Consider the following 23,206-nt stretch of genomic DNA (forward strand, 5'->3'; position numbering starts at 1 on the left):
TAGATGGCGTGCGGGTCCAGGTCGCCGTCCGGCTTCGGGGCGATCCGCTGCACGTGCCAGCCGTACGCCTCGTACCGCTTGACGGTGTCCTCGGAGACGGCCGTCTCGGTGTCGCCCTCGATCGAGATGTGGTTGTCGTCCCACAGCAGGATCAGGTTGCCGAGCTTCTGGTGACCGGCCATCGAGGACGCTTCGGCGGAGATGCCCTCCTGGAGGCAGCCGTCACCGGCGATGCAGTAGATGTAGTGGTCGAAGGGGGACTCGCCCTGCGGGGCGTCCGGGTCGAACAGGCCGCGCTCGTAGCGGGCGGCCATCGCCATGCCCACGGCGTTGGCGACACCCTGGCCGAGCGGGCCGGTGGTGGTCTCCACGCCCCTGGTGTGGCCGTACTCCGGGTGACCGGGGGTCTTCGAGCCCCAGGTGCGGAAGCCTTCGAGGTCCGACAGCTCCAGGCCGAAGCCGGCCAGGTACAGCTGCGTGTAGAGGGTCAGCGACGAGTGACCGGCGGACAGCACGAAGCGGTCGCGGCCCACCCAGTCGGGATCGGACGGGTCGTGCCGCATCACCTTCTGGAAGAGGGTGTACGCGGCCGGCGCCAGGCTCATCGCCGTACCCGGATGGCCGTTGCCGACCTTCTGTACGGCATCGGCGGCCAGGACGCGGGCGGTGTCGACGGCCCGCTGGTCCAACTCGGTCCACTCGAGGTCTGAAGTGATCGCTGGAGAGGGGGGTGCCATAGTGCTCATTGCTCCGTTCCGCCAAGTGCCGAGCCGACGTTCTCACTGCGTAGCTAAAGACCGTTGTTGGTCGACCAAATCCTGCAGGGAATCCAGCCGCCAAGCGGGTCGAAGATCTCCCCGCCCCCTGGTTTGCGTGCCTTGATGCGCAGGGGGTCTCTCCCTGTGATCGCAGATGCTTGTGACACCGGGAGAGTCAACCCTGGCCCAAGGCCACCCGCGGCCCCACAACGAACGCGCCCAGCTCGAGGCGAACCCCGGAGCCGCACCCCGGGCGCACGCAGACTCCCCGGCCCGACCAACGGCGAAATGACCCACCCTCGCTGCTCCTTTCGGCCATAGCCAGGCCGGGCTTGGAGCCGCAGAGCCCACGGGCGTGAGCGACGTTGCCTCGTCGGCGTTGAGCACGGCGCTCTCCTGGCCGAACAAGTCGGGCCTCTGACGGGCGCGGCATCACGCCGGAAAGTCTCGATGGGCAAAATCCATCCCGGTCATGACGGGAAGGAGACAATTCCGTCCCAGCCCGCAGCCGACCGATGTAACAGCGGCCTGCGGGAAATCGCACGCGGAATGAGTCCGATCCGACATGCTTGGGGTGGGCGAAGACGCGTTCCCGGAGGCGGTCTGCGACAAGCAGCACCCGCGTATCGGGCTGAGACGCTTCCCGCCGACCAACCCCTCCGAACGTCCTCGCCTGCTGAATCGTCAGTAGAAATACCATCCGCCGATTCCTCTAGCTGGGCACGTGACGCAACTGACGATAGCTACCACCCATCGAAACTGCATCGCCGCAAGGGGGGGAGGAATCTATCCCCTGTAGGGGCCGCCCCTGGGAGAGAAAACTTCCCTTCTGAGGTTTCTCAAAATGCGGAGGATCATATGGTTCTCACGAGAGGAACGTCGGCCCTGGCTCCCGCTCGAGCCGGATCAACGTAGCGCTCGCTTCGTCCTCCACAGGGGAACTGCCGCGCGCACCCGCTCGGTTGTCCTCAGTCAGCAACGCGCAACAGGCGGACGGCCATGAACTGCCGACCGGGGAACTCCGTGCGCGCCGTGCCGCAGAACGTGCCGGGAACGCGCTCGACGGTCATGTTCCAGGTGTCGAGGACATCGATCGTCCACTCGCCCTTGGGCAGCACGAGGTTGCGGAACCGTGGGCGGTTGAAGCCGAAGTAGCCGATCCGCATGGTGCCGTCCGCTGGCTGCGCCCAGGGCACGTCCCAGTCGGATAGGGCGCGGCTCCAGCGCTCCCTCCGGTACCTCCGGTACCTCCGCGAGGATCCGGTCGAGGAAACCGATGCGGTCGGGCGAGCCGCCGTGCAGCACGCCCCCTTCGACCACCACAGCACCTCGGCGTCATCGCCGGCCCGCCCGGGGGGCTTCCGCCTCGCCCTGCGGGAAGGGGAGGTAGGTCTCACCGTGGCCGACATACCCGCCGCGCACCGCACCCTCCCAGAAGCGGCGCGTCATCTCCTCGCTGGTGATGTTGCCCCAGCCCTGGTCGATGTCGCCCTCATACGCGCATTCGTCGATGACGACGGGCTTGCCCCACCGATCGCGCCACTCATTGGTGTTCTCCGCGATCCGGTAGACGTCCACGCGCTGGATGCTCACGTGAGTGATCCAGGGCTTCGAGTAGTCGTAGAACGGCTGGCAGTTGTGGATGGAGTTTAGATGCCCGAAGGGATCCTCCGCTGACACGATTGCCGCCAGCCGCCCCCAGTCGTCCTCGTCCTTGGCCCATACGAAATCGTACTCGTTGGCCATCGACCACCACACGTTCGAGAGCGCCGCGAGTCGCCGCACGACGTAGCGCACATACTGCTCGTCGACCGCGGGGTCGAGCCCAGCGAAACCCCATCGGTCGTACGGGTGGAACAGGATGCGAGGCCATGGTGCTGTGCTGAGCCTGAGAGGACTGGCCGCAATGCCTGGCGGTGACCGGCGGTTTCTCGGCATGGCTGATGATGTCCCGCGCGAGCCGCACGTCGTCCTCGAAATCTTCATCAGGCTGCTGAACACGGGTGGAGCCATCGGGCACGCGGCCAGACAGACACCCGACGCCACCGCGCTATCCCGGTCAGCCGAGGCATCCGTGTAGTTGTCCGCACAGACGGCAACGCTGCGTTGCAGCAGACCAGGGGCTCATGGCCGCTTCTGCAGGCAGCGCGGCGGCGGCGATGTCGAGGAGCGCGGCCAGGGCGTGGCCCGGGGATGCCCCTCGCATGTTGCTGGGACTCGGTCAGGGCCGGCCAGGCGGGTACAGGCCGTGCCCCGCCCGAAGGCCACCTCACGCTCCAACGCTCGCATTAATCTAGAGGTACCTTTTCCTCTTTTCCTTATCACCTTCGATGAACCCGATTTTCCTTCTGACCGGGTGGAGGCAGGTACCGGCCCGCGTACCCCGATGGGTGCGTTCGTCGGTGAACGGCCTGGTCAGGAGGTCAATGGTGTGCCGCCTACGTTTGCTGCGCGCATGATTGCACACTTGATCTGGCGACAGGGGGGGAAGAAAATCTACCCCCCTCTGCAGTACCACAACGATTGAATTCACGGAAAACGGCCGATAGGGTTGCGGGCCTGCGAAGTAAGTGAGCTGGTGCCGCCCTCGGTGTGGCCTCCGTGGTGCCATCTCAACGATTCGTACCACCAAGAAAGAGAGATGTGAATATGAAACTCGCCGCGTACGCAGACCTGGTCAGAGGATTCAATGCCAAGGTGCCTACTGAGTTTCAACTCCCTGCCAAACCGATTGGGGATGTTGTGGCAGTGGGTGATGACAGCGCCCAGATGAAAGTCATGCTTGCTGGAGACGAGGTCACCAGCATTACTGTCGTGACCGACGATACTGATCGCCACACTTTTATGACACTTTACGTTAAGGGTGTGGAAGGGGGTATGGGCTGGACTTCTGCCAGCCACTATCAAGCGATGATGGCGACGCTCAAAGACCATGGAGAGCACGTGTCCGTAGAGCCCGTCGTGACCGCCGCCTACAGCTGGGCGGATAATCAGGTGACGGTCGTTCTGACCGCCACGGATAACACGAAGTAAGGGGACAGGAAAAATGCGTAACGCAGTGACATTGAGCAACGGCAGAGAGATTCCCCAGTTTGGCCTCGGTGTGTACCAGGTTCCTCGGGGATCGGTGACAGAGGGTGCAGTGAAAACGGCCCTGGGGCTGGGATACCGCCATATTGACACGGCGCATATCTATGGCAATGAGGCTTCAGTCATGGCGGGGATTCGTGCGGCGGGTGTGCCGCGCGAAGAGGTGTGGATCACGAGCAAGTTCTCTTCGTACGCCAACGATTATCGAAATCCTGCGGCGATGGATCAGATGTTGGAGCGCTTGGGCACGGATTATGTAGATCTTGTCCTCCTTCATGAATACTCGCCAGCCTGGAAGTACGGATGGCAATTGCTGGAGCAGGCATTGTCGGAGGGGAAGGCGCGCAGTATTGGCGTCTCCAACTTCAACGGCAAGAACCTGTCGGACCTCATGGATTTCGCCACCATCAAACCGCACGTACTGCAGGTTGAGCGGCATCCTTATTACCAGCAGAAGTCGCTGAGAGGTTTCCTGGCCCCATACGGAACAGTTTTGGAGGACTGGTACCCCCTGGGGCACGGCGACCGTGGACTGCTCTCGGAGCCTTTGTTTGCCCAACTTGGCGCCAAATACGGCAAATCGAATGCTCAGATCATCTTGCGCTGGCACATTCAGGAGGGAAGCGTGGTCTTCCCCAGCTCAACCAACCCGGAGCACCTAGCGCAGAACATCGACATCTTCGACTTTGAGCTGACGGATGGCGAGATGGCGCAGATCCAGGCCATGGACAAAAACCAGTACCTAAATAAATACGGGAAATAGAAGGACACCCATGGCGCAGACAGCAATCACGCTGAACAACGGTGTAAAGATTCCTCAATTTGGTCTCGGTATGTACCGCGTCAAAAAAGGCGATGTCAGCGAGACTACGGTGAGGACGGCGCTTGAGCTGGGCTACCGCCACATTGACACCGCGCATATCTACGGCAATGAGGCATCTGTTGGCAAAGCCGTGCGTGAATCAGGCATCCCGCGTAATCAGGTCTGGGTCACCAGTAAGTTCTTCACTGGCGACTACAAGGATGTCCGGGCGATGGACAAGATGCTGGAACGTCTAGACACTGATTATGTTGATCTAGTACTGCTCCATACCTATTCAGCTACCTGGCAAAGTGGCTGGCGACTTCTAGAGCAGGCCCTGGCGGAAGGGAAGACGCGAAGCATCGGCATCTCCAATTTCAACGGAAAGCGGCTCGAAGATCTGCTGAACTTCGCGACGGTCAAACCGCAAGTTTTGCAGGTTGAGTCGCATCCTTACTATCAGCAGAAGAATCTTCCCGCGCTCATAGAGCCAGCTGGAACTGCCATCGAGGGCTGGTATCCGTTGGGGCGGGGGAACCGGAGCCTGCTTGAAGAGCCGGTCTTCGCGCACCTGGGTAAAAAATACGGCAAATCGAATGCTCAGATCATCTTGCGCTGGCATATCCAGGAGGGCACGATAATCTTCCCCAGTTCAACCAACCCGGAGCATCTAGCGCAGAACATCGACATCTTCGACTTCGAACTGACTGACGAAGAGATGAATCAGGTGCGTGCCATGGATAAAAATCAGTATCTCAACGGCTTTGGCAAACACGAGTGACCTCTGCCTCTGAGGGCGATGCCCAGCTTTCAGCTACGCCTTTATTCTTCGTGTCTGGATAGGTGGGCCGGGCGGCGACAGCGTCCATTGCGGAGGTCGGCAAGTTGATCAGCTGTGTCCGCCACGCAGCCGTCGCTGTCGTATGACGTGACTTGTAGGGGCGCTTAGACCCCCTCTAAAGGGTGTTGCGTAAGGCTCTGAGCTGGGCATATCCCTTGTATGGCTGGGGTGTTAAGGGCTGAGCGGGTGTGGGTGGAGACGTTCACGGGGCTGCGGGTGGCGCAGTTCTCGGGTCTGTTGAAGGTGGTGTGGGAGCGGGGCGGCAACGGCACGTTGCGGGGCCGGCCGTGGTCGTTGCCGCTGGCCGAGCGGGTGCTGATGGTCGCGGTGTACTACCGCACGAACCTCACGATGCGGCAGCTCGGTCCGCTGTTCGGTGTCTCCTCCTCCACGGTGTGCCGGGTCATCCAGCGGCTGGGACCCCTGCTCGCGATCGAACCCGTGGCCCGTCCGGCGGATGCCGCGGACCGGTTGTGGATCGTGGACGGCACGCTGATCCCGCTGCGGGACCGGAGCGTGGCGGCTTCCAGCCGTAACTACCGGTTCTCGGCGAACGTGCAGGTCGTCGTGGATGCCGACACCCGGCTGGTGATCGCGGCGGCGCGGCCGGTGCCGGGGACGACCGCGGACGCCCATGCCTGGCGGGCGTCCGGGTTGAGCCAGTACTGCGAGGGTGTGACGGTGCTGGGCGACGGCGCTTATCTCAACTGCGGAATGGCGGTGCCGCATCGCAAACGCCCGGGACGGGCCCTGCTGCCGGGCGAGGAGGACGACAACGCCGAGCACCGCAGGGTCCGTGCTCGGGTGGAACACGTCATCGGCCGGCTGAAGAACTACAAGATCCTGCGGGACTGCCGCCAGCGGGGCGACGGTCTCCATCACGCGGTCCAGGCCGTCGCCCGCATGCACAACCTCGCCCTCGCATCATGACCAGAAGACCGCGATCACGGGCTCTGACCTGCCCACACCCAGCCTTGTGCAACACCCTTTAGAGGGACCGCCGTTGCCAGTGACCCGCACTAGGATGATCACAACAGTCGGAGGGGGTGATCTCGTTGATCCGTGCGTACAAGTTCCTGATGTATCCGACCGTCCGTCAGGCCCAGTCGCTCGGCGAGATGCTGCGGGAGCAGTGTTCCCTCTACAACGGTGCGTTGGAGGAGCGGCGGTCCGCGTACCGGCACGTAACCGGCCACGGATCCCCCCTCCCTGCCCTGCGTCACGGCGGCCCCGGCCGAGCCGGCGGAGGATCGGAGATGGCGGGCACGCGTGGCGTCGTGGACCTGATGCAACGAACGGCGCTCCAGGCATCGCCGAGGCTGCTGAACGCACTCGCGCCATGACTGGGGAGGTGGTCCCGCCCCTGGTGCAGGGCGTGCTGTCGTGGCGCGGAGGATGTCGTCTGTGGGGAGGGGCTGGCGTGCGATGAGGAACATCAGGGCCCGGGTGCCCGCGCGGCCCATTTCGTGCAGGGGGCTGCCGCACGGTGGTGAGCAGCGGGGTACTGCGGGAGGTCGTCGGGTACGGACAGTCCCAGAGCTCGGGCAGCATCGAGGGCGCCCACGGCTATGAGGTCCGCACTGGCGACGATGGCGGTGGGGCGGCGCTGTGCGCTCAGCAGTTGTGTGGCCGCGTGCACGCCGCCCTGGCGGTTGAAGTTAGTGAGGCCACCAGGGTGGGGTCTGGCTTGATGCCGGCCAGGCGCAGGGCGTCGGTGCAGCCGCGGTAGCGCTTCTCGGTGCTCTCGTGGTCGTCCTCGCCGCGGATGTAGGCGATGTGCCGGTGGCCGGTCTCGATCAGGTGCTGGGTGCCGGCCCGGACACCGTCGTAGTTGCCGACTGTCACCCTGGGCAGGTCCACATCGAGGCGACGCGGATCGATGACTACGACCGGGAGATCCGCCTCCTGGACCTCTCGCAACGTGTCCGGTTCGAGGACGGGCGCGATGAGCAACAGACCTTCGACGAGACCGCCCGCGAAGAACGCGATGCGGTCGCATTCCCGGATGGCGTCGAGGGAGGCGTTCAGCAGGAGTTCGCGTTCGTCGTCGGCGACTTCCTCGGCGATGCCACGGACGACTTCGAGGCTGTACTCCCCGGTGAGATCCAGGGTGAGAACGCCGATGAGGCCGGTCCGGCCGCGCTTGCCGTGCGGGGTGTAGCCGAGTCGTCTCGCGACGTCTAGGACGCGCTGCCGGGTGGACACAGAGGCTCCGGGACGCTCGTTTATGACGTTGGAGACGGTCATGGCGGACACACCGGCCTCGGCTGCGACTTGCGCGATCGTGACCCTCGGGGTGGGCATGACCAGGGCATGCACTCGGCACGAGGCATCTTCGCAGTGGCGGGGCCGGGAGGGTTGTGCTGTCTCGGCCCCGCTGTGGTTCACCGCTCGGTGAGGGCGGACTCTGCTGCGGTCACCAAGTCGGGTTCCAGCCGTCGGTGCCGGCCAGGTACTTCTGGGCGGTGTAATTCCCAGCCTGGGCGTCGGTCAGTTGCGGTCGGTTGGAATTCACTCCTGCTCCGGCGCCGGAGTTGTGGTACTCGAAGAACCGGGCCTGCTGCCAGGTGTAGGTGGTGTCCATGTTGGTCCAGGGTTGGGCGGCAGTGATTGCGGCGGGCAGCGAGCTGTCCCGAATCACCGCCTGGGGCTGGGCGGTTGTGGTGCTGTGCCACGGCCGGCCGAGGTACATGGTGTTCGCTCCGGCCGAGGAGGAGATGGTGCTGTTGGTGATGAGGATTCCGTACTGCTTCGCCTGATCGGTGTTGGGTGCTGTGATCGTGCCGCCGGGCCAGGAGGCGAGACCGATATTGGCGTGGTCGAAGACCGCAGTGGCGTTGCCGAAGATGAAGTCGATCGAGCCCTGCACGTAGACGTTGCGGAAGTACTGCCGGGTCTGGTCGGTGGCGACCGGAGACTTGACCTCCACGGTGTCCTGGCGGCCGATGAGGCGGACGTTGGTATACACCTGCCGGTCACCCCTGGCGAGCAGCGCTACCGCCTGGGTCGAGAACTGGTCGATCTCTGGATGCTGGCTTGGGTCGAAGGAGTTGGTGATGGTGAGATCCTGGACCCTGAGGTTGGTCGGTTTGAAGGTGGCGGTGGCACTGCCGTCAGTGCCGTACGGCTGGCTGGTCGCGGGGTTGGTCATCCCGTGGGCGTTGCCGTAGGTGATGTTGACGTCCTCGGGATTGCCGGTGGCGCCCTTGATGGTGAGGTTGGTCAGGTTGCTCGGGACGTTGACGACCTCGTGGTAGGTGCCTTTGTTGACGACGATGGTGTGAGGGTTTCCGTCCGCGGGCACGGCGTTGATCGCGTCCTGCACAGTGCGGTACTGGGCGGAGCCGTCCGCCGCGACCGTGAGTGCGGACGGAACCTGCAGATGGCCGAAGATCGCGGGCGCCGCACCGGATCCAGGGTCGCCGTTGTACCGGGTGCCGAGGTGAGCCCCCGGGTCGCCGCAGCTGGCCGTGGTTGACATGTAGGAGGAAAGGCCGGTGATAAGGCGGCCGACTGGTGCAACGCACATGCTGGGTTTTACAAAGGGCTGCAGTTCAAGTAGCCCGTTTTGTGAGAGATCGGCGTAGAACTGCTGTGCGGTGCTGCCGTTGCACGACTTGCTTCTCAGTACCGTGTCGGAGGCATCCAGACACAGGCCCGTGTCGTCATTCTTGATGGTCACCACGCTGCCTTGGACCTGGGTGTAACGCCAGTTCACATCAGGCCACCCGGACGTGTCTTCGGCCCAGGCTCGTACCCGGTCGTCTTCGGATGTGTCGCCGGCGAGCGTGGCGTTGCCGAAACTGGGCACCCTGATCTGCACGTCTGCGTTGGCGCGTAGGGTGTAGTAGAAGACGGCGCGGTGGTCGGAGCCGAGGTCTGTGGTACCAGGGGTGAAACCTGGGACCAGTTCGTTCGTGACCATGTAGTCGAGTTCGCGGTTGTTTCCGCTCCCGCCGTAATGGGTGACCTGGCCGGTGCTGTAGATGAACAGGTTGTGCTGGTCGGCGTGTGCTTGCAGGGTTTGGGGCTCGCGGTTGAAGTCGCCCAAGGCAGCCCACGGGCGGTGATTCGAGGCCGCATCGATGTTTTCGAGCAGGACGGCAGCGTCGTATCCACGGCTGGCCGATGCGTGAACGCTCCAGAAATACGTGTTGTCGAGCCTGATGCCCAAAGCTGGCCGGCCGGTCGTGCCGGTGTTGGCGTTAACGAACGGTCGGGCGACGTTGATTGCATCGGCCCTGCGGTGGGTGACGATGGCGAGGTTGACCCGGTTCGCGCCGAAGTCGGTTTGCATGAAGTAGATGTAGTAGGCGTCGCCACGGGTTCCGTTGGGGCGCCACTCGTACTCATACACCGTGTAGCCTGCGCCGTTGCGCAGGTCGGTCAGGAATGTCCAATGTTGATCCGGCTGCCCCGACACCCACTGGCCTGCGGCGTTGAAGCTTCCTGCCGACGCGGGCGCCTGGCCGGCTTCCTGCAAAGCGATCACGTTGTGACCGGCGTTGATCAGAGCCCGGACACCAGACTGCCACTTGTTGTCCTGCTGGTTCTGGGCGCCCTGCATGTTCCAGTTGGCGGCCCTGTAGTCCTCGACCAGGGCGGAGGCCGGCTGCGTCACCCAGAAGAGGACCGCGCTGAGGGTGCTGGCGATCATGGCTGCGACAACCATGATGCTGGGTATTCTTCTCTTTCGCCGCTGCGTTCTGCAGCGTGTCCTGGACAGGCAATGTCTCATCGATTGTCCTTTCCTACCCCACGGCGGGGACGACCTGCTTTAGTTCACGGCCTGTTCGGCTGGCTCAGGGGCTGCGGTGGGCGGCGTGTACGGCTTGATGGTGATCTGGTTGGGGTAGGCGGTCACCAGCGGATCCGTGGCCGAGGACGGTGCGTCGGTCTCCACCACCACCCGGTCGGATCGACCGTCGTAGTAGACCGACACGACGTATGACGGGCTGCCGTCGGCGACGTCTTCGGGTGACAGCTGATCGAGGACCGCGGCCTGGATCTCTTTGATCTTGAGCAGGGTGAACTGCGCGCTTTTCTTAGTGGTCGGCTTCGGCCAGTCAGTCGGCTTCTGACCGAAGGGCGACGTCCAGTTCGACGGGCTGACCACGCTGAGGTCGGTGCTGTCCGATGGGAAGACCAGGACCGGCCCGGTGGTCGGGTCGTCGTACGCGGCCAGGGCACAGTTGTAGTCGCGCAGGGCCTCCACCTGCTGCCACTCAAGATCCGTACGGTCGTTGTCCATGCCTTCTGTCGGGTCGGCGGGGAGCTCCGAAACCTCGCCCGCGGTCCCGGTGTCATTGGTGCACCTGCCCGCCGGGGTAGCGCCGGGGAGTGCCTGGATCGTCACCTTGCCGGGGTAGGCCGTCTTCAGCGGGTCGGTGACCGACGTGGGTGCATCGGTCTGCACCACGACCGTGTCGCTCGGACCGTCGTAGAAATACTTCAGGTTGTAGGTGGTGTCGCGGACCAGTGTGTCCGAGGTGGGCTGCACCCGGTTGACGACCGCGTCCTCGATGTCATTGATCTGTTGCTGGGTGAACTGGCTGCGGACCAGGACATCCGGCTGGGGCCACTCGGTGGGCACCACCCCGTAGTCGGAGGTCCATCCCGTAGGGGCCACCAGGCACCAAGCGCAGTACTTGTCGTCCGGGTAGTCCGCGGGGACGATCATCCAAGCCCCGTTCCCCCCAGTGACCCCAGTGTCCGCCTGCCACATCGCCAGGACACCGTTGTTGTCGGCCAAGGCCTGCAACTGCTGCCACTGCACGTCGCGCCAGTTGGCCCGCTCGGCCACCTCCTTCGCGGCCAGGGCCCGGTTGTAGAGGCGGAAGTCCCGCATCCGACCCTTGAAGTACAGGTCGGTGGAGTACAGCGACCGTCCGATGTAGTCGGCGGCCGTAGTGCCGTTGCCGATCGCGCCCGGGGTGATGGCGACGGAGGTGTTGCGGGCCTTCTCCGCACCGTTCTCGTACAGGATGCCGGTGCTGCCGGTCTGGGTATACGTCACGTGCTTCCACATGCCGCGCGCCAGCTGGTACGAGGTGGACGGCCGGGTCTGCTGCTCCGCGTGGAAGTCGCTTTGGGTGATGCCAGTGCGGAACTGGTTGCCGGTGGAGAACAGGTAGCCGTTACCGCTGCCGTTGCTGGAGTTGCCCATCCCGTACAGGAAGTACGGCTTGCCCATAGTCGGGTCAATCCACACGTCGAAGTCGACGGTGATCGAACTGAGCCCGGCCATCAGGTTGTCGGGCATCTTGATGTAGGTGTCGGAGCCGTTGAAGGCCAGGCCTTCGTTTCCTTTCCAGCTGACAGTGCCGTTGACGGTGCCGTCGCGGTTGTTGCCGGAAGAGTCGTAGGCCACGTTGCCGCTGAACTCGTCCAGTGGGTAGTCCAGTATCAAGCCGTCGGTGACGTCCGCCTGGGCCGGCACGGTGGCGGTGAATGTCAGTCCACCGGCCGTCGCCACCACGGACAGAGCTGTGGCAACGCCCGCGACGACGCGCCGTCGGCGCGGCGAGCCGCCCGACCACACCGTGCCGGGGTCGGCGGACGCGGCTGGTGAGGCCGGGTCACGCCAGAGCGCGGCCCGTATGCGGGCACGCACGGCCTGGGCCATGTTTCTTATTCGCATGCTTCTCCTCCTACAGAGGACTTCCACACCGGTGCACGGCCGTGTGGTCCGACGGCCTGAGCGGCATCCGTGCCGCCGCGTTTGAGGCGCTGCGGCTTGGGACGGCCACGCTGGAGTCCGGGGGTGTGCACCTGACGGCAGGCATGTTCTGGCTCAATACCTGGTCAGTGACTGAGGCCGAGTCTGTGCGCGGCAGCCGAGGGCGTCGGAGCGGACATTGATGCAAGGAGCATCGTGGGCAACCGCTGCTTGCGCGATAAGCATTTCTACCCACGGGGCGGGGCGCCGGACAGTGGGTATCGGGCTACAACTCAGTAGGTACCGGGTTCGCGGACCACCACGAAGCGATCTGGGCGCGGCAGCCGAAGCCGAGTTTGCCGAGGATGTTCTGGACGTGCCGGTCGGCAGTACGCGGCGAGAGTCTGAGTGTGGAGGCGATCTGCCGGTTGCTCAGGCCCTTGGCCACCAGTGCCGCCACCTCACGCTCCCGGGATGTCAGTGGGCCAGGAGCGGTGGCCGACGAGACCGGCTCATGAGCAGAGGCCAGGGCGTACTCGATGGCCTGACTGGGACTGTCGTGGCAGCTGCCTTCCGCTAGCGCCTGCAGGTATGCCGCCAGGCCCAGGACATCTGCGGCCGCCTTCTCGCAGCGCGCGTGATGTTCAGCTATCCGCGGGCCGAACGCATGGATGGAGCTGCCAGTCTCTTTCCACAGAGCATCAGCGGCGCCCAGCAGCCGGGCCGCCCACTCGTGAGTTCCGTCGGAGGCTGTGGCCCAGGCGAGCAGTTCGAGCATGCGCGCGATCATCGCGCAGTCGTTGAATCCCCGCATGTTCTCCAGCGCGGACCGGGCCAGCGCCTTGGCCGCCTCTCTGTCACCACGTTCCCAGGCGTTGTGGCCCAGTGCCGTCAGAACCTGCGCGTGACCCCACCGCTCCCCGCTTGCCTCGAAGGCGGCGATCACCTGCCGGCCCGTCTCCGCCGCGCGAGGGTCTCCTGTGTATGCCTGGACGCAGGCCAGCGACAGGTGCCAGGAGGTCGCTTCACGCTCGTTACCCAGTGCCATCAGAGCGGCTCTCGCGTCCTCATACGGGGCCATGCCTTCTTTCGGCTGCCCTCGGTAGTGCGCTGACAAGCCGCGGAAGCCGCTTACTTGGGCGCGCAATTCCGGATCGCCCAGTTGCTCGGCCAGTGCTTCGGCCTCGTCCAACCACCGGTCGGCTGCCGCGAGATCGCCCTGCGTCAGTGCAACCCAGCAGGCACCGAGGAGCGCACGGCCGCGCGCCAGTGTGCACTCGGGCGCCGCCGCGAGCGCCCGGTCGAACTGACGGCGCCCCTCACTGAGGAAGCCGCCAGCGCACCAATGGAAGCCCAGCGCCGCGGCCAGCACGAGCTTGATCTGCGGGTCGGCGTCGCAGTCCAGGGCCGCCAGCAGATTTGTGTGCTCCGCGCGCAGTTGGTTCAGGGCCTGCGCTTGGCCGGGGCCGAACCAGCCCTGGTCGACACGCTGGGCCAGGGTGAGAAAGAAGTCGCGGTGCCGCAGCAGCAGCCGCTCCTCCTCTCCGGAAGCGGCAAGCTTTTCCCGCCCGTACTGCCGGATGGTCTCCAGCAGCCGGAAGCGCGGCAGGCCCCCGCCCTCAGTGGTTAGGACGACGGACTGGGCGACCAGCCGGTCCAGGAGGTCCAGCACTTCGTGCTCCGCGATACCGTCCCCCGCGCAGACACTCTCGACCGCGTCCAGATCAAAGCCCCCAGCGAAGATCGACAGCCGGTTCCACAACAGCCTCTCGGCCGTGGTGCACAGCTCGTAGCTCCAGTCGATCATTTTGCGGAGCGTGTGCTGGTGCGGCCAAGCGGTCGCGTCGCCGCTGGTGAGCAGTGCGAAGCGATCTGCGAGCCGGTCCACCACTTGGCCGACCGTCAGGGTGCGGAGTCGGGAGGCAGCCAGTTCGATCGCCAGCGGCAGCCCGTCCAGATCGGCACACAGCCGGGACACCTGCGCCTGGTTCGTATCGCTGATCCGGAAACCGGGACGGACAGCGCCCGCCCTGTCCTGCAACAGACCGGCTGCCTCCGCTGGAGACAGGGGAGCCACGGCGAAGATGTGCTCGCCCGTGAGGCCCAGCGCATGGCGGCTCGTTGCCAGGATGTGCAGCTCGGGGGCGGCCGAGAGCAGGGATTTCGCGAGTTCGGCGCAAGCACTGGCCAGGTGCTCGCAGTTGTCCAGCACGATCAGTGCCCGCCGCTGCGCCATGTACCGGGCAAGTTGCTCCACGACAGACAGGGCACCGAGTTCCGGTACCCCCAGGATGGCGGCGGCCACACCGGCCAGCGCGGCCGGCTCCTGCACAGGGGCCAGGTTCACCAGCCATACCCCGTCCGGGAAGACATTTGCTGACCCGGCGGCCACCTCCAGGGCAAGCCGCGTCTTCCCCACGCCCCCCGGCCCAGTGAGCGTCGCCAACCGCGCTGTCCGCAGTAGGCCGCCGATCTCGGCGACCTCAGGCTGCCGGCCGACGAAACTGGTGAACGCTGCCGGCAGATTCCCCGTCCGTGATGCCACAGTGGTCATAGCTGTCGCCTTCCAGTCACCAACTCGTTCGTCGCGAAGTCAAGTTGACCAAACTCCGCGATCATGCCCTGGATGAGTCAGCGACGGCGTCTACGTCAGTGATGTCGCACCGGGCGAAGCGCGCCGTACTGCCGGATACGCGATCGCATAACCCATCGGTCCCGTCCTGCCACGCCAGAGCGGGACGGATGACTCATCGTCGGCTCACACCATCAGCTCTGCTGCTGTGGGTGGGTCCGCTCCTTCACGGGTGCACGTGAGAGCGGCTGTTCGGGCGGCGACCGCCAGCGCGTCGCCGAGAACCGCGGGCAGGCGGTTGGTGTCCGTAGCCGCGTGCAGTGCCACACGCGCCGTCGCCGCCTTGACTCCGAGGCCCCCTCCCAGCAGGCCGGCGTGCAACAGTCGGCTGGTCAGGCCTGCCATGAAGGCGTCGCCTGCCCCGACGGTGTCCACAACCTGGACGGGCACCGGCGCTATGTCCTGGCAGCCGTGTCGCCACCAGGCCCGAGCGCCCTTCGCTCCCAGGGTGAGGACGACCAGCGACGGGCCGTTTTGTGCCCAGTGGGCCGCTGTCTTATCGGGGTTCTCGTCCGGATGCAGCCAGGCGAGGTCCTCTTCGCTCGCTTTCACCACGTCACTGATGGCAACGAGTTGTTCCACCCGTTCACGCTCTTGCTCCGCGGGGCGGAGCAGTGCGGGCCTCAGGTTGGGGTCGTAGGAGATGGTGGCTGAGGCTCGCAGGGCGTGCAGGGTACTGAAGACCTGGTCGGCCCCTGGACTTAGGGCGGTGGCGATCGAACCGGCGTGGACGTGCGCCGGTGGTCCGTCGCGCAGCGCTTCCTCGACGGCCTTCGAGAGTGCCCAGGTGATGTCGAAGGTGTAGTTCGCGGCGCCAGCGGAATCGAGTACGGCTGTCGCTGTGGAGGTGGCGGCGTCGACCACTGATCCCGGTGCCAGGTCGACACCACTGTCTTCCAGGTGCTTTTGCACCAGGCTGCCGAAGTGATCACGCCCCAAGCGGGTGGCGAGTCGGACCGGGTGGCCCAGCCTGCCCAGGCCCAGCGCCACGTTGGCTGGGCTGCCGCCGGGATGGCTCCGCTGCGGGCCGTCGGGGCCGGCGATGATGTCTACCAGTGCTTCGCCGATGACGAGCGCCGGGAGCCTAGATGCCGGTGTGAGCCTTCGGACGGTCGGGACCGCCGGCATGGGCTCGGTACGGGCCCGGTCGGGTTCGGGTTCGGTACTCCTGGTCACGGCAGTACCTGGATCTTGCGGCCCTTGCCGGCCTGGAACTGCCGTACGGCCTCGGCGTAGTCCGTCAGGGGCAGTCGGTCGCTGATGAAGATCTCCGGGTCGAGGACTCCGCCGGCGAAGAGTTCGGCGGCGCGCTCGTAGCTATGCAGGACTGCCATCGAGCCGGTGATGGTGATCTCTTGATTGTAGATGCGGTATGGGTCGATGGTGGCCCTGGTCTCGTAGTCGGCGACACCGAACTGGAGGTAGGTGCCGCCCTTGCCGACTCGGCCGAGGGCTTCCTGGATGGCGTGGGCGTTGCCGGTGGCGTCGATGACCACGTCCCAGCCGCGTGGGCGCTCGATCTCGTCGGCGGTGGTCACGGCGTTGCTGCAGCCGAGGGTGCGGGCGGTGGCGAGGCGGTCCTCGTTGATGTCGATCATGTCGACGGTGGCCGCGCCGGTGCGCTTGGCGAGTTCCAGCATCATCAGGCCCATGGTGCCGGAGCCGTAGATCAGTACGTTGCTGGCAAGCGTGGAGCGCAGGATGTCGTAGCCGCGGACCGCGCAGGACAGGGGTTCGATGAGGGCGGCGTCCTCGGTGCGTACGTGCTCGGGGAGTTTGACGCAGTTGGCGGCGGGGGCGGCCGTGTACTCGGCGGCGCCGCCGGGGACGGAGACTCCGATGGCGTTGAAGCGTTCGCACAGGTTGCCGCGTCCGATGCGGCAGTAGTGGCACTCGTGGCAGTGCAGCGAGGGGTCGACGGCGACCCGGTCGCCGACTTTGAGGTCGCGTACTCCGGAGCCCAGGGCGACGATCTCGCCGGCGAACTCGTGCCCGGGAATGATGGGCAGGGTGGGCGCGAACTCGCCCTGCAGGATGTGCAGATCGGTGCCGCACAGACCGCAGGCAGAGACATGGATGACCACCTGCCCCGGGCCCGGTGTGGGGTCGTCGACGCTCTCGACGCCGACCTGGCCGGGCGAGCTGATGACGGCGGCTTTCACTTGACTGCTCCAAGGGACAGGCCCTGGACCAGCTTGTCCTGGGCGGCGAATCCGGCGATGAGAACCGGCAGGGAGATGCAGACGGCGGCGGCACACACCTTGGCCAGGAAGAGGCCCTGGCTGGTGACGAAGCCGGTGAGGAAGACGGGTGCGGTGCCGGCGACGACCCCGGTGAGCACCCGGGCGAAGAGCAGTTCGTTCCAGCTGAAGATGAAACAGATCAGCGAGGTTGCCGCGATGCCGGGGGCCACGACCGGGGCGACGATCCGGGCCAGGACGGTGGGCAGTCCGGCGCCGTCGATGGAGGCTGCCTCCAGGATCTCGACGGGAACCTCGGAGAGGAAAGAACGCATCATCCACACCGCGATCGGCAGGTTCATCGAGGTGTAGAGGATGACCAGCAGCGCGACGTTGTCGAGCAGACCGGTGTTCTTGGCGATCAGGTAGATCGGCAGCAGGCCAGCCACCGCGGGCAGCATCTTGGTGGACAGGAAGAAGAACATCGCGTCCGACCACTTGCGCACGGGCTTGATGGACAGCGCGTAGGCGGCCGGGATGGACAGCACCAGCACCAGGAGCGTCGACATGAGGCTCGCGGAGAAGGAGTTGATCAGCGGCGGCCAGGGGGAGACCCCGGTGCTCGCGCCGAAAAACTCCCGGTAGCCCTGAACGGTCAGCGGCGCCCCGATACTCGGCGGGTTGGTCGCGGCGTCGGGCTCACTGTGCAGGGAGGTGAGCACCATCCAGGCGACCGGGAGGAAGAACACGATGCCGCAGAGCCAGGCCAGCAGGCCGAGTGCGCCGCGCTTGCGGCGAGCCGTAAGACCCCCGGGAGTGTCAATGGTAGTGGCCATCAGCGGGTCTCCTCTCGGAGCAGGGACGAGACGGTCCTGAGCGCGAAGCTGCCCACGAGGAGAGAGCACAGGACGACGATGACGCCCTCCGCGGAGGCCTGCCCGTAGTCGTGCGCCTGGTAGAAGGTCTCGTAGACGGTGTAGGGCAGGTTGGCGGTCCCCAGGCCGCCGCCGGTGAGGGTGAAGACGGCGTCGAAGTTCTGCACCACGTAGATGCTGCCCAGCAGTGCGGCGAGCTCCAGATAGCGGCGCAGGTGCGGGAAGGTCAGAAAGCGGAACACCTGCCAGGTGCTCGCGCCGTCCACGCGAGCGGCTTCGACGGCGTCCATGGGGCGGCTCTGCAGTCCGGCGAGCAGGATCAGCATCATGAACGGCGTCCACTGCCAGATCAGCGACGCCTCCACCGACATCAGAGGAATCGACGACAGCCAGTCGGGCTGCGGCGCGTGGTCACTGCCGAACAGACTCCACAGCCAGGTCAGCGAGCCGTTGATCAGCCCATAGGTGGCGTTGTACAGGGCGTGCTTCCACAGCAGAGCGGAGGCCACCGGCACCACGAGGAACGGGGTGATCAGCATGGTGCGCACGAGGCCGCGGCCGCGGAACCTGCGGTCCAGGAGCAAGGCCAGACCCAGGCCCAGTACCAGGCTGACCAGAACCACCGTGGCGGTCAGCGTGACGGTCGTCAGCAGGGAGGAACGCAGCTGCGGGTCGGTCACCGCGTCCTTGTAGTTCTGCAGACCCGCGAAGGCCTTGCTGTTCGGGTCGAGGGCGTTCCAGCGCATGAACGAGATCGCCACGGTGCCGACGAACGGCAGCTGGGTAACCACAATCATGAAAATCAGAGCCGGGAGCAGCGGGGCCCGCCGGTCCCAGGCCCCGCGGGATCGCCGTGGGGGTGCCGCCGGGTGGGCGGTCTGCGGCGCCCGGGCACGCTTGGCGAGCGAGTGAGTGAGGGTCATCGGTACATCTCCGCTGGGCTCCGGTGCCCCGGTCCCGCGGGGGCGGGACCGGGAGGCCGCGAGCGTGGGGTGGATCGGGAAGGGGTCACTTGGCCGCGTTCTTGGCGGCGACCTTCTCGGCGAGCGCCTGGCTGGCCTTCAGTGCCTTCTCGACGCTGGTCTTGCCGGCGATGACAGAGCTGATCTGCTGGGAGACCTGTGTGCCCAGGTCGGTGAACTCGGGGATGCCGACGAACTGGATTCCGGGGGCCGGCCGGGGCTGTACACCCGGGTTGCTCGGGTCGGCGGACTTCAGCGCGTTCGCGGTGGCCGTGGCGAAGGCTGAAGCCGCGGCGACGTACTTCGGGTTGGCGTAGGTGGAGGTCCGCTTGCCCGCCGGGACGTTGGACCAGCCGAGCTTGGCGCCCACCAGGTCCTCGTACTTCTTGCTGGACGCCCAGGAGATGAACTTCCAGGCGTCGTCCTGGTGCTTGCTCGCCTTCTGCACACCCCAGGCCCAGGTGTAGAGCCAGCCAGAGCTCTTGGTCTGGTCGACCGGTGCGGGCGCGTAGCCCATCTTTCCGGCCACCGGTGACCCACTGGCTTCGAGTGACCCGGCGGCGGAGGTCGCGTCGTACCACATGGCGACCTTGCTCTGCTCCGTGTTGTTGAGGCACTCGGCGAACCCGGACTGCGGGGCTCCTGCCTCGCCGTGGGCGCGGACGAGGTCGACGTAGAACTTGGTGGCCTTGGTGAAGGCGGGGCTGTCGACCTGGGCCTTCCAGTCCTTGTCGAACCAGGTGCCGCCCATGGTGTTGACCACCGTGGTCAGCGGTGCCATCACCTCGCCCCAACCGGGCAGCCCGCGCAGGCAGATACCCTTCATTCCTGGCTTTGCACCGTCGGCCTTGGCGGCCAGGGCGGCCACCTGCTGCCAGGTGGGGTTGGCCGGCATGGTCAGCCCCTTCTCCTTGAAGATGTCCTTGCGGTACATGAGGAAGGACGACTCGCCGTAGAACGGCTCGGCGTAGATCTGTCCGGACGCCGTCAGGGACTCCTGCATGGCGGGCAGGATGTCGCTCTGGTCGAAGGCGGTGTCCTTCTTGGTGTACGAGGTGAGCGGCGCGAGCCAGCCGTTCTTGGCATAGATCGGGGTCTCGTAGTTGCTGATCGTGGCCACGTCGTACTGGCCGGCCTGGCTGGAGAAGTCCTGGGTGATCTTGTCGCGGACGTCGTTCTCGGGCAGCACCGTGAAGTTGACCTTGATGCCGGTCTCTTTGGTGAAGTTGTCCGCGGTGAGCTTCTGCAGGTCTGCCATCTGCGGGTTGTTCACCATCAGCACGTTGATGGAGTGCGAGCCAGAGCCGCCCCCAGAGCCACCCGCGCCCGCGCAGGCCGTGAGCAGTGCGCCGCACATGGCCAGCGCGCCGAGCGGCACAGTGCGCCGCAGAACACTCGTTCTTGAAGTCATGATCGTCCCTTTCATGAAATATCGGGTATAGGCAGCGGGGAGAAGGGGTGCGGGTCGGACAGGCGGATGAAGTGTGCCTACGCAGGCAATGGGGTGCCGTGGGAGCGGCTCTGGCGGAGCCGTCCCTGGTGTCGGGGCTGGGAGGGGTCAGACCCGGTGGACGCGGGGCCCCATCAGCGAGTAGCGGTGCGCCTCGGCACTGGAGAGTCCGGTGTCGGTGACGATCGCCTCGAAGTCGTCTACTCCGGCGAAACGGCAGAAGCTGCTCGCGCCGAACTTGCTGTGGTGCCCCATGAAAACGCGTCGGCGAGACACGGCCAGTGCTTTGGCCTTGACGTCGGCCACCACCGGATCGGGGGTGGTCAGGCCGAGCTCCCGGGAGATGCCGTTCGACCCGAGGAAGGCCAGGTCGATCACGAATCGCTCAAGCATGGCGCAGGCCCATGAGCCCACCGTGGCCAGCGTCCGCGCCCGGACTCGGCCTCCGAGCAGCAACACGTTGAGCTGGGGGGAGTCCACGATCGCGGCCGCGGTGGACAGTGACGCGGTGACCACAGTCAGGGGCCGGTCACCGGGGAGGAGGGCAGCGAGGAGCTGGGGGGTGTAGCCCTCGTCCACGAATACCGTCTCCGCATCGCCGAGGAGCTTGACCGCCTCCGCGGCGATACGGCGCTTGTCCTTGACATGCAAGGTCTCCCGTTCCGGGAGGCCTGTTTCGAAGCCCGCACCCTCGACGGGGTAGGCGCCGCCGTAGGTACGGCGGAGCAGGCCCCTGCGTTCCAGGACGCTGAGATCGCGGCGGACGGTCTCCGGCGCCACGGCCAGGTCGACGGCCGTGGTGGTGACCATGATCTGGCCCTGGTGCCGGGCAAGCGCGAGAATCCGGCTCTGACGCTCTTCGGCGTTCATTGCGCTCACCTCGCCTTCCGTTCCGGTCCGGGCGCGACGTGCCCGGTCTTGCCGCACATTTATACCAATCAGCTTTTGGAGCAAAGCAGCCCACAAAGGCCGTGAAATCGCCCGATGGCGCCTGATTGGATTACGTAAATCCGCAGGTCACGGCGAGGTCGTACGTTTTATCCCATTCATCGTTGCCCGTGTGGGCTACCTGCAGTGCCCGGTTCGGGCAAACAGCGGACTGTGACCAACCTCATCACTGTTCGTGCTCGTCCGTGCTGGAAAGGCCGGGGCAGCGCGATTCGGCAGGTTTGATCGGACCGCTGAACGATGTCGGATGCGTCGCCGTCCAGACCGTATGGGCCGGTCCATGGGACGGCTTCCGCGACGGCGATGGGCGGCCACGTGAAGGGGCGTCGGCACCTCCCTCGATGGACTTCAGGGCGATGGCCTTCTGGCACTGCGGGATCTGTACGTCCTGGTCCGCTTGCCGGCCAGGACACGCGCCCAGCCGAGCTTGGCTCCGGCCAACTGCTCGTACTTCTTGCTCAAGGCCCACAGCATGATTTTCGAGCTGGCGTCGGCGCTCTTGGTGGTCTTAGGTATTGCCACGCCCAACTCCACAGGCTGCCACTGCGTGAACCGGGACTGGGCCGCTCCCGTCCCGCTGTGCTTCTTGAAAAGGGTTGCGACGCCGAGGGTTGTGCTGCGTGCGATGGGCGGGACTGCAAAAAGCGATGTGACGGTCAGGCCCCGTGCCCGGCCTTCGCGTAGCTTCGCGGCCCGTGTGGGCACGGCCTGTAGCCAGCGCTCGAGGTCCCGGGTCGCCGCAGGTGCTGAGCACCGCCTGCCCGGCGCGTAGGGCCCGCGCTGCAATGCCCGTCCTGAGCGGTTACTGAGTTCTTCGGGTTGTTGTCGGGGGTGGTGACGTGTGGTGATCCCTGCGGTAGGCCGGTGGTATGTGGTATGCGGTATGCGCAGGGTGGTGGGCTGACCGCGGAGCGGCGACGGTTTCGCGAGCGGATCCGGTACGAGGCGGGCGAGCGGTTCGCTCGTGGTGAGAGAACTGCGGTGATCGCGAAGGATCTGCGGGTCAGCGAGCGGTCGGTGGAACGCTGGCGTCGCGCCTGGCGGGAGGGCGGAATGGCCGCCCTCGCGTCCGCAGGCCCACCGAAACTGCCCAAGCTGTCCGATGGGCAGTTCGCCGAGCTGGAGAAGGAACTGGCGCGAGGGCCTGCCGCCCATGGATGGGAGGACCAGCGCTGGACCCTGACCCGGATCAGAGTGCTGATCGCCCGGACATTCCGGCTGGACTGCTCGTCGGCGGCCGTGCGGCGGCTGCTGCACCGGCACGGCTGGTCCTGGCAATCTCCCGCCCGCAGAGCCCTCGAGCGCGACGAGCAGGCGGTGGGCCTGTGGAAGAAGGATGTGTGGCCGCAGGCGGAATGACTGCGGCGGCGCTGGGCGCGTACATCGTCTTCGAGGACGAGGCCGGGTTCTCGATGACACCGCCACGCGCCCGCACCTGGGGCCGGCGCGGGCACACGCCGGTGGTACGGGTGCGGGGCCGGTCCTGGCGCCGCTGGTCGATCGCCGCGATGTGCTGCTACCAGCCGGCGAGAGCTCCCGGTTCATCTACCGGCCGCGTTGCCACCCCAAGCACCGGAGCAAAGGACGCGACACCTTCGCCTGGAGCGACTACCGCGACCTGGTCGTCCGCGCCCACATCCAGCTCCAGGCTCCCATCGTCCTGATCTGGGACTGAACACGCACCGGGCCGCCGGGATGCGCGAGTACGCGGACGCACACGACTGGCTGACCATCGTGCAACTGCCCTCGTATGCACCCGACTTGAACCCGGCCGAGGGCGTCTGGTCGCTGTTACGGCGCGGCCCACTGGCCAACACCGCGTTCACCGAAGACGAGCACCTCGAACGCACCCTCCGCCGGGGAATACGCCACATCCAGCTCCGCCCCGACCTGATCGACGGCTGCCTCACCGGCACCGGACTCACACTCACCCAACAGCCGACAACAACCCGACGAGCTCAGTAGGTGAGATGTGGCATTCGGTAGGCGGCCCGCTTCGCGCAACGTGTC

16 protein-coding genes and 4 pseudogenes are annotated in these 23,206 nt (G+C 65.7%); 6 read left to right on the forward strand and 14 right to left on the reverse strand.

Annotated elements, in window-relative coordinates:
- The 3 genes and pseudogenes from MB828_RS40770 to MB828_RS40780 all read right to left on the reverse strand — a co-directional run.
- Positions 1-737, reverse strand: a pseudogene (locus MB828_RS40770) (transketolase); the annotation flags it as partial.
- 989 nt (positions 738-1,726) lie between these two features.
- A complete protein-coding gene (locus MB828_RS40775; protein WP_301652563.1) occupies positions 1,727-1,954 on the reverse strand; it encodes a DUF5605 domain-containing protein in 228 nt (75 codons plus the stop codon).
- Positions 1,955-2,093: 139 nt separating this feature from the next.
- Positions 2,094-2,555, reverse strand: coding sequence for a DUF4038 domain-containing protein (locus MB828_RS40780; RefSeq protein WP_343236237.1), 462 nt, complete (start codon positions 2,553-2,555; stop codon positions 2,094-2,096).
- Positions 2,556-3,407: 852 nt separating this feature from the next.
- Between MB828_RS40780 and MB828_RS40785 the strand changes: the two genes are divergently transcribed.
- The 5 genes and pseudogenes from MB828_RS40785 to MB828_RS40805 form a co-directional block, all read left to right on the forward strand.
- Complete coding sequence (locus MB828_RS40785) at positions 3,408-3,791, forward strand: hypothetical protein (protein ID WP_301652564.1); 384 nt, start codon at positions 3,408-3,410, stop codon at positions 3,789-3,791.
- A 13-nt stretch (positions 3,792-3,804) separates the two neighbouring features.
- Positions 3,805-4,611, forward strand: coding sequence for an aldo/keto reductase (locus MB828_RS40790; RefSeq protein WP_301652565.1), 807 nt, complete (start codon positions 3,805-3,807; stop codon positions 4,609-4,611).
- 10 nt (positions 4,612-4,621) lie between these two features.
- Positions 4,622-5,431: an aldo/keto reductase gene (locus MB828_RS40795; protein ID WP_301652566.1), complete on the forward strand. Its 810-nt coding sequence runs from the start codon at positions 4,622-4,624 to the stop codon at positions 5,429-5,431.
- A 219-nt stretch (positions 5,432-5,650) separates the two neighbouring features.
- The gene (locus MB828_RS40800) at positions 5,651-6,421 is read left to right on the forward strand and encodes a transposase family protein (protein ID WP_301652567.1); all 771 of its coding nucleotides are present in this window, start codon (positions 5,651-5,653) and stop codon (positions 6,419-6,421) included.
- Positions 6,422-6,546: 125 nt separating this feature from the next.
- A pseudogene (locus tag MB828_RS40805) lies at positions 6,547-6,681 on the forward strand (helix-turn-helix domain-containing protein); the annotation flags it as partial.
- Between the two features lie 245 nt (positions 6,682-6,926).
- Here MB828_RS40805 and MB828_RS40810 read toward each other — a convergent pair.
- The 11 genes and pseudogenes from MB828_RS40810 to MB828_RS40860 all read right to left on the reverse strand — a co-directional run bounded on the left by MB828_RS40810 (position 6,927) and on the right by MB828_RS40860 (position 21,718).
- Positions 6,927-7,795 (reverse strand): annotated as a pseudogene (locus MB828_RS40810) (LacI family DNA-binding transcriptional regulator).
- 112 nt (positions 7,796-7,907) lie between these two features.
- Positions 7,908-10,148, reverse strand: a complete 2,241-nt coding sequence (locus tag MB828_RS40815) for a pectinesterase family protein (RefSeq protein WP_301652569.1) — start codon at positions 10,146-10,148, stop codon at positions 7,908-7,910.
- A gap of 120 nt (positions 10,149-10,268) precedes the next feature.
- Positions 10,269-12,131 carry a LamG domain-containing protein gene (locus MB828_RS40820; protein WP_301652570.1) on the reverse strand — a complete coding sequence of 621 codons (1,863 nt, stop codon included), beginning with the start codon at positions 12,129-12,131 and terminating at the stop codon, positions 10,269-10,271.
- 304 nt (positions 12,132-12,435) lie between these two features.
- Positions 12,436-14,703, reverse strand: coding sequence for an ATP-binding protein (locus MB828_RS40825; RefSeq protein ID WP_301652571.1), 2,268 nt, complete (start codon positions 14,701-14,703; stop codon positions 12,436-12,438).
- Positions 14,704-14,907: 204 nt separating this feature from the next.
- A complete protein-coding gene (locus MB828_RS40830) occupies positions 14,908-15,909 on the reverse strand; it encodes a carbohydrate kinase family protein (RefSeq protein WP_301652572.1) in 1,002 nt (333 codons plus the stop codon).
- A gap of 44 nt (positions 15,910-15,953) precedes the next feature.
- Entirely contained in the window at positions 15,954-16,943 is a 990-nt protein-coding gene (locus MB828_RS40835) for a zinc-dependent alcohol dehydrogenase family protein (protein ID WP_301652573.1), read from the reverse strand.
- The gene (locus MB828_RS40840) at positions 16,940-17,797 is read right to left on the reverse strand and encodes a carbohydrate ABC transporter permease (RefSeq protein ID WP_301652574.1); all 858 of its coding nucleotides are present in this window, start codon (positions 17,795-17,797) and stop codon (positions 16,940-16,942) included. The genes MB828_RS40835 and MB828_RS40840 overlap by 4 nt, the downstream gene beginning before the upstream one ends.
- Positions 17,797-18,759: a carbohydrate ABC transporter permease gene (locus MB828_RS40845; RefSeq protein WP_301652575.1), complete on the reverse strand. Its 963-nt coding sequence runs from the start codon at positions 18,757-18,759 to the stop codon at positions 17,797-17,799. The genes MB828_RS40840 and MB828_RS40845 overlap by 1 nt, the downstream gene beginning before the upstream one ends.
- 85 nt (positions 18,760-18,844) lie before the next feature.
- Entirely contained in the window at positions 18,845-20,209 is a 1,365-nt protein-coding gene (locus MB828_RS40850; protein WP_430381499.1) for an ABC transporter substrate-binding protein, read from the reverse strand.
- Between the two features lie 147 nt (positions 20,210-20,356).
- Complete coding sequence (locus MB828_RS40855; RefSeq protein WP_301652576.1) at positions 20,357-21,118, reverse strand: DeoR/GlpR family DNA-binding transcription regulator; 762 nt, start codon at positions 21,116-21,118, stop codon at positions 20,357-20,359.
- A 426-nt stretch (positions 21,119-21,544) separates the two neighbouring features.
- Positions 21,545-21,718 carry a hypothetical protein gene (locus tag MB828_RS40860; RefSeq protein WP_301652577.1) on the reverse strand — a complete coding sequence of 58 codons (174 nt, stop codon included), beginning with the start codon at positions 21,716-21,718 and terminating at the stop codon, positions 21,545-21,547.
- Positions 21,719-22,072: 354 nt separating this feature from the next.
- Here MB828_RS40860 and MB828_RS47040 point away from each other — a divergent pair.
- A pseudogene (locus MB828_RS47040) lies at positions 22,073-23,161 on the forward strand (IS630 family transposase).
- Positions 23,162-23,206: the final 45 nt, after the last annotated feature.

Origin of the sequence: Streptomyces arenae (genome assembly GCF_022343545.1) — a bacterium.
Taxonomy (GTDB): Bacteria; Actinomycetota; Actinomycetes; order Streptomycetales; family Streptomycetaceae; genus Streptomyces; species Streptomyces humi.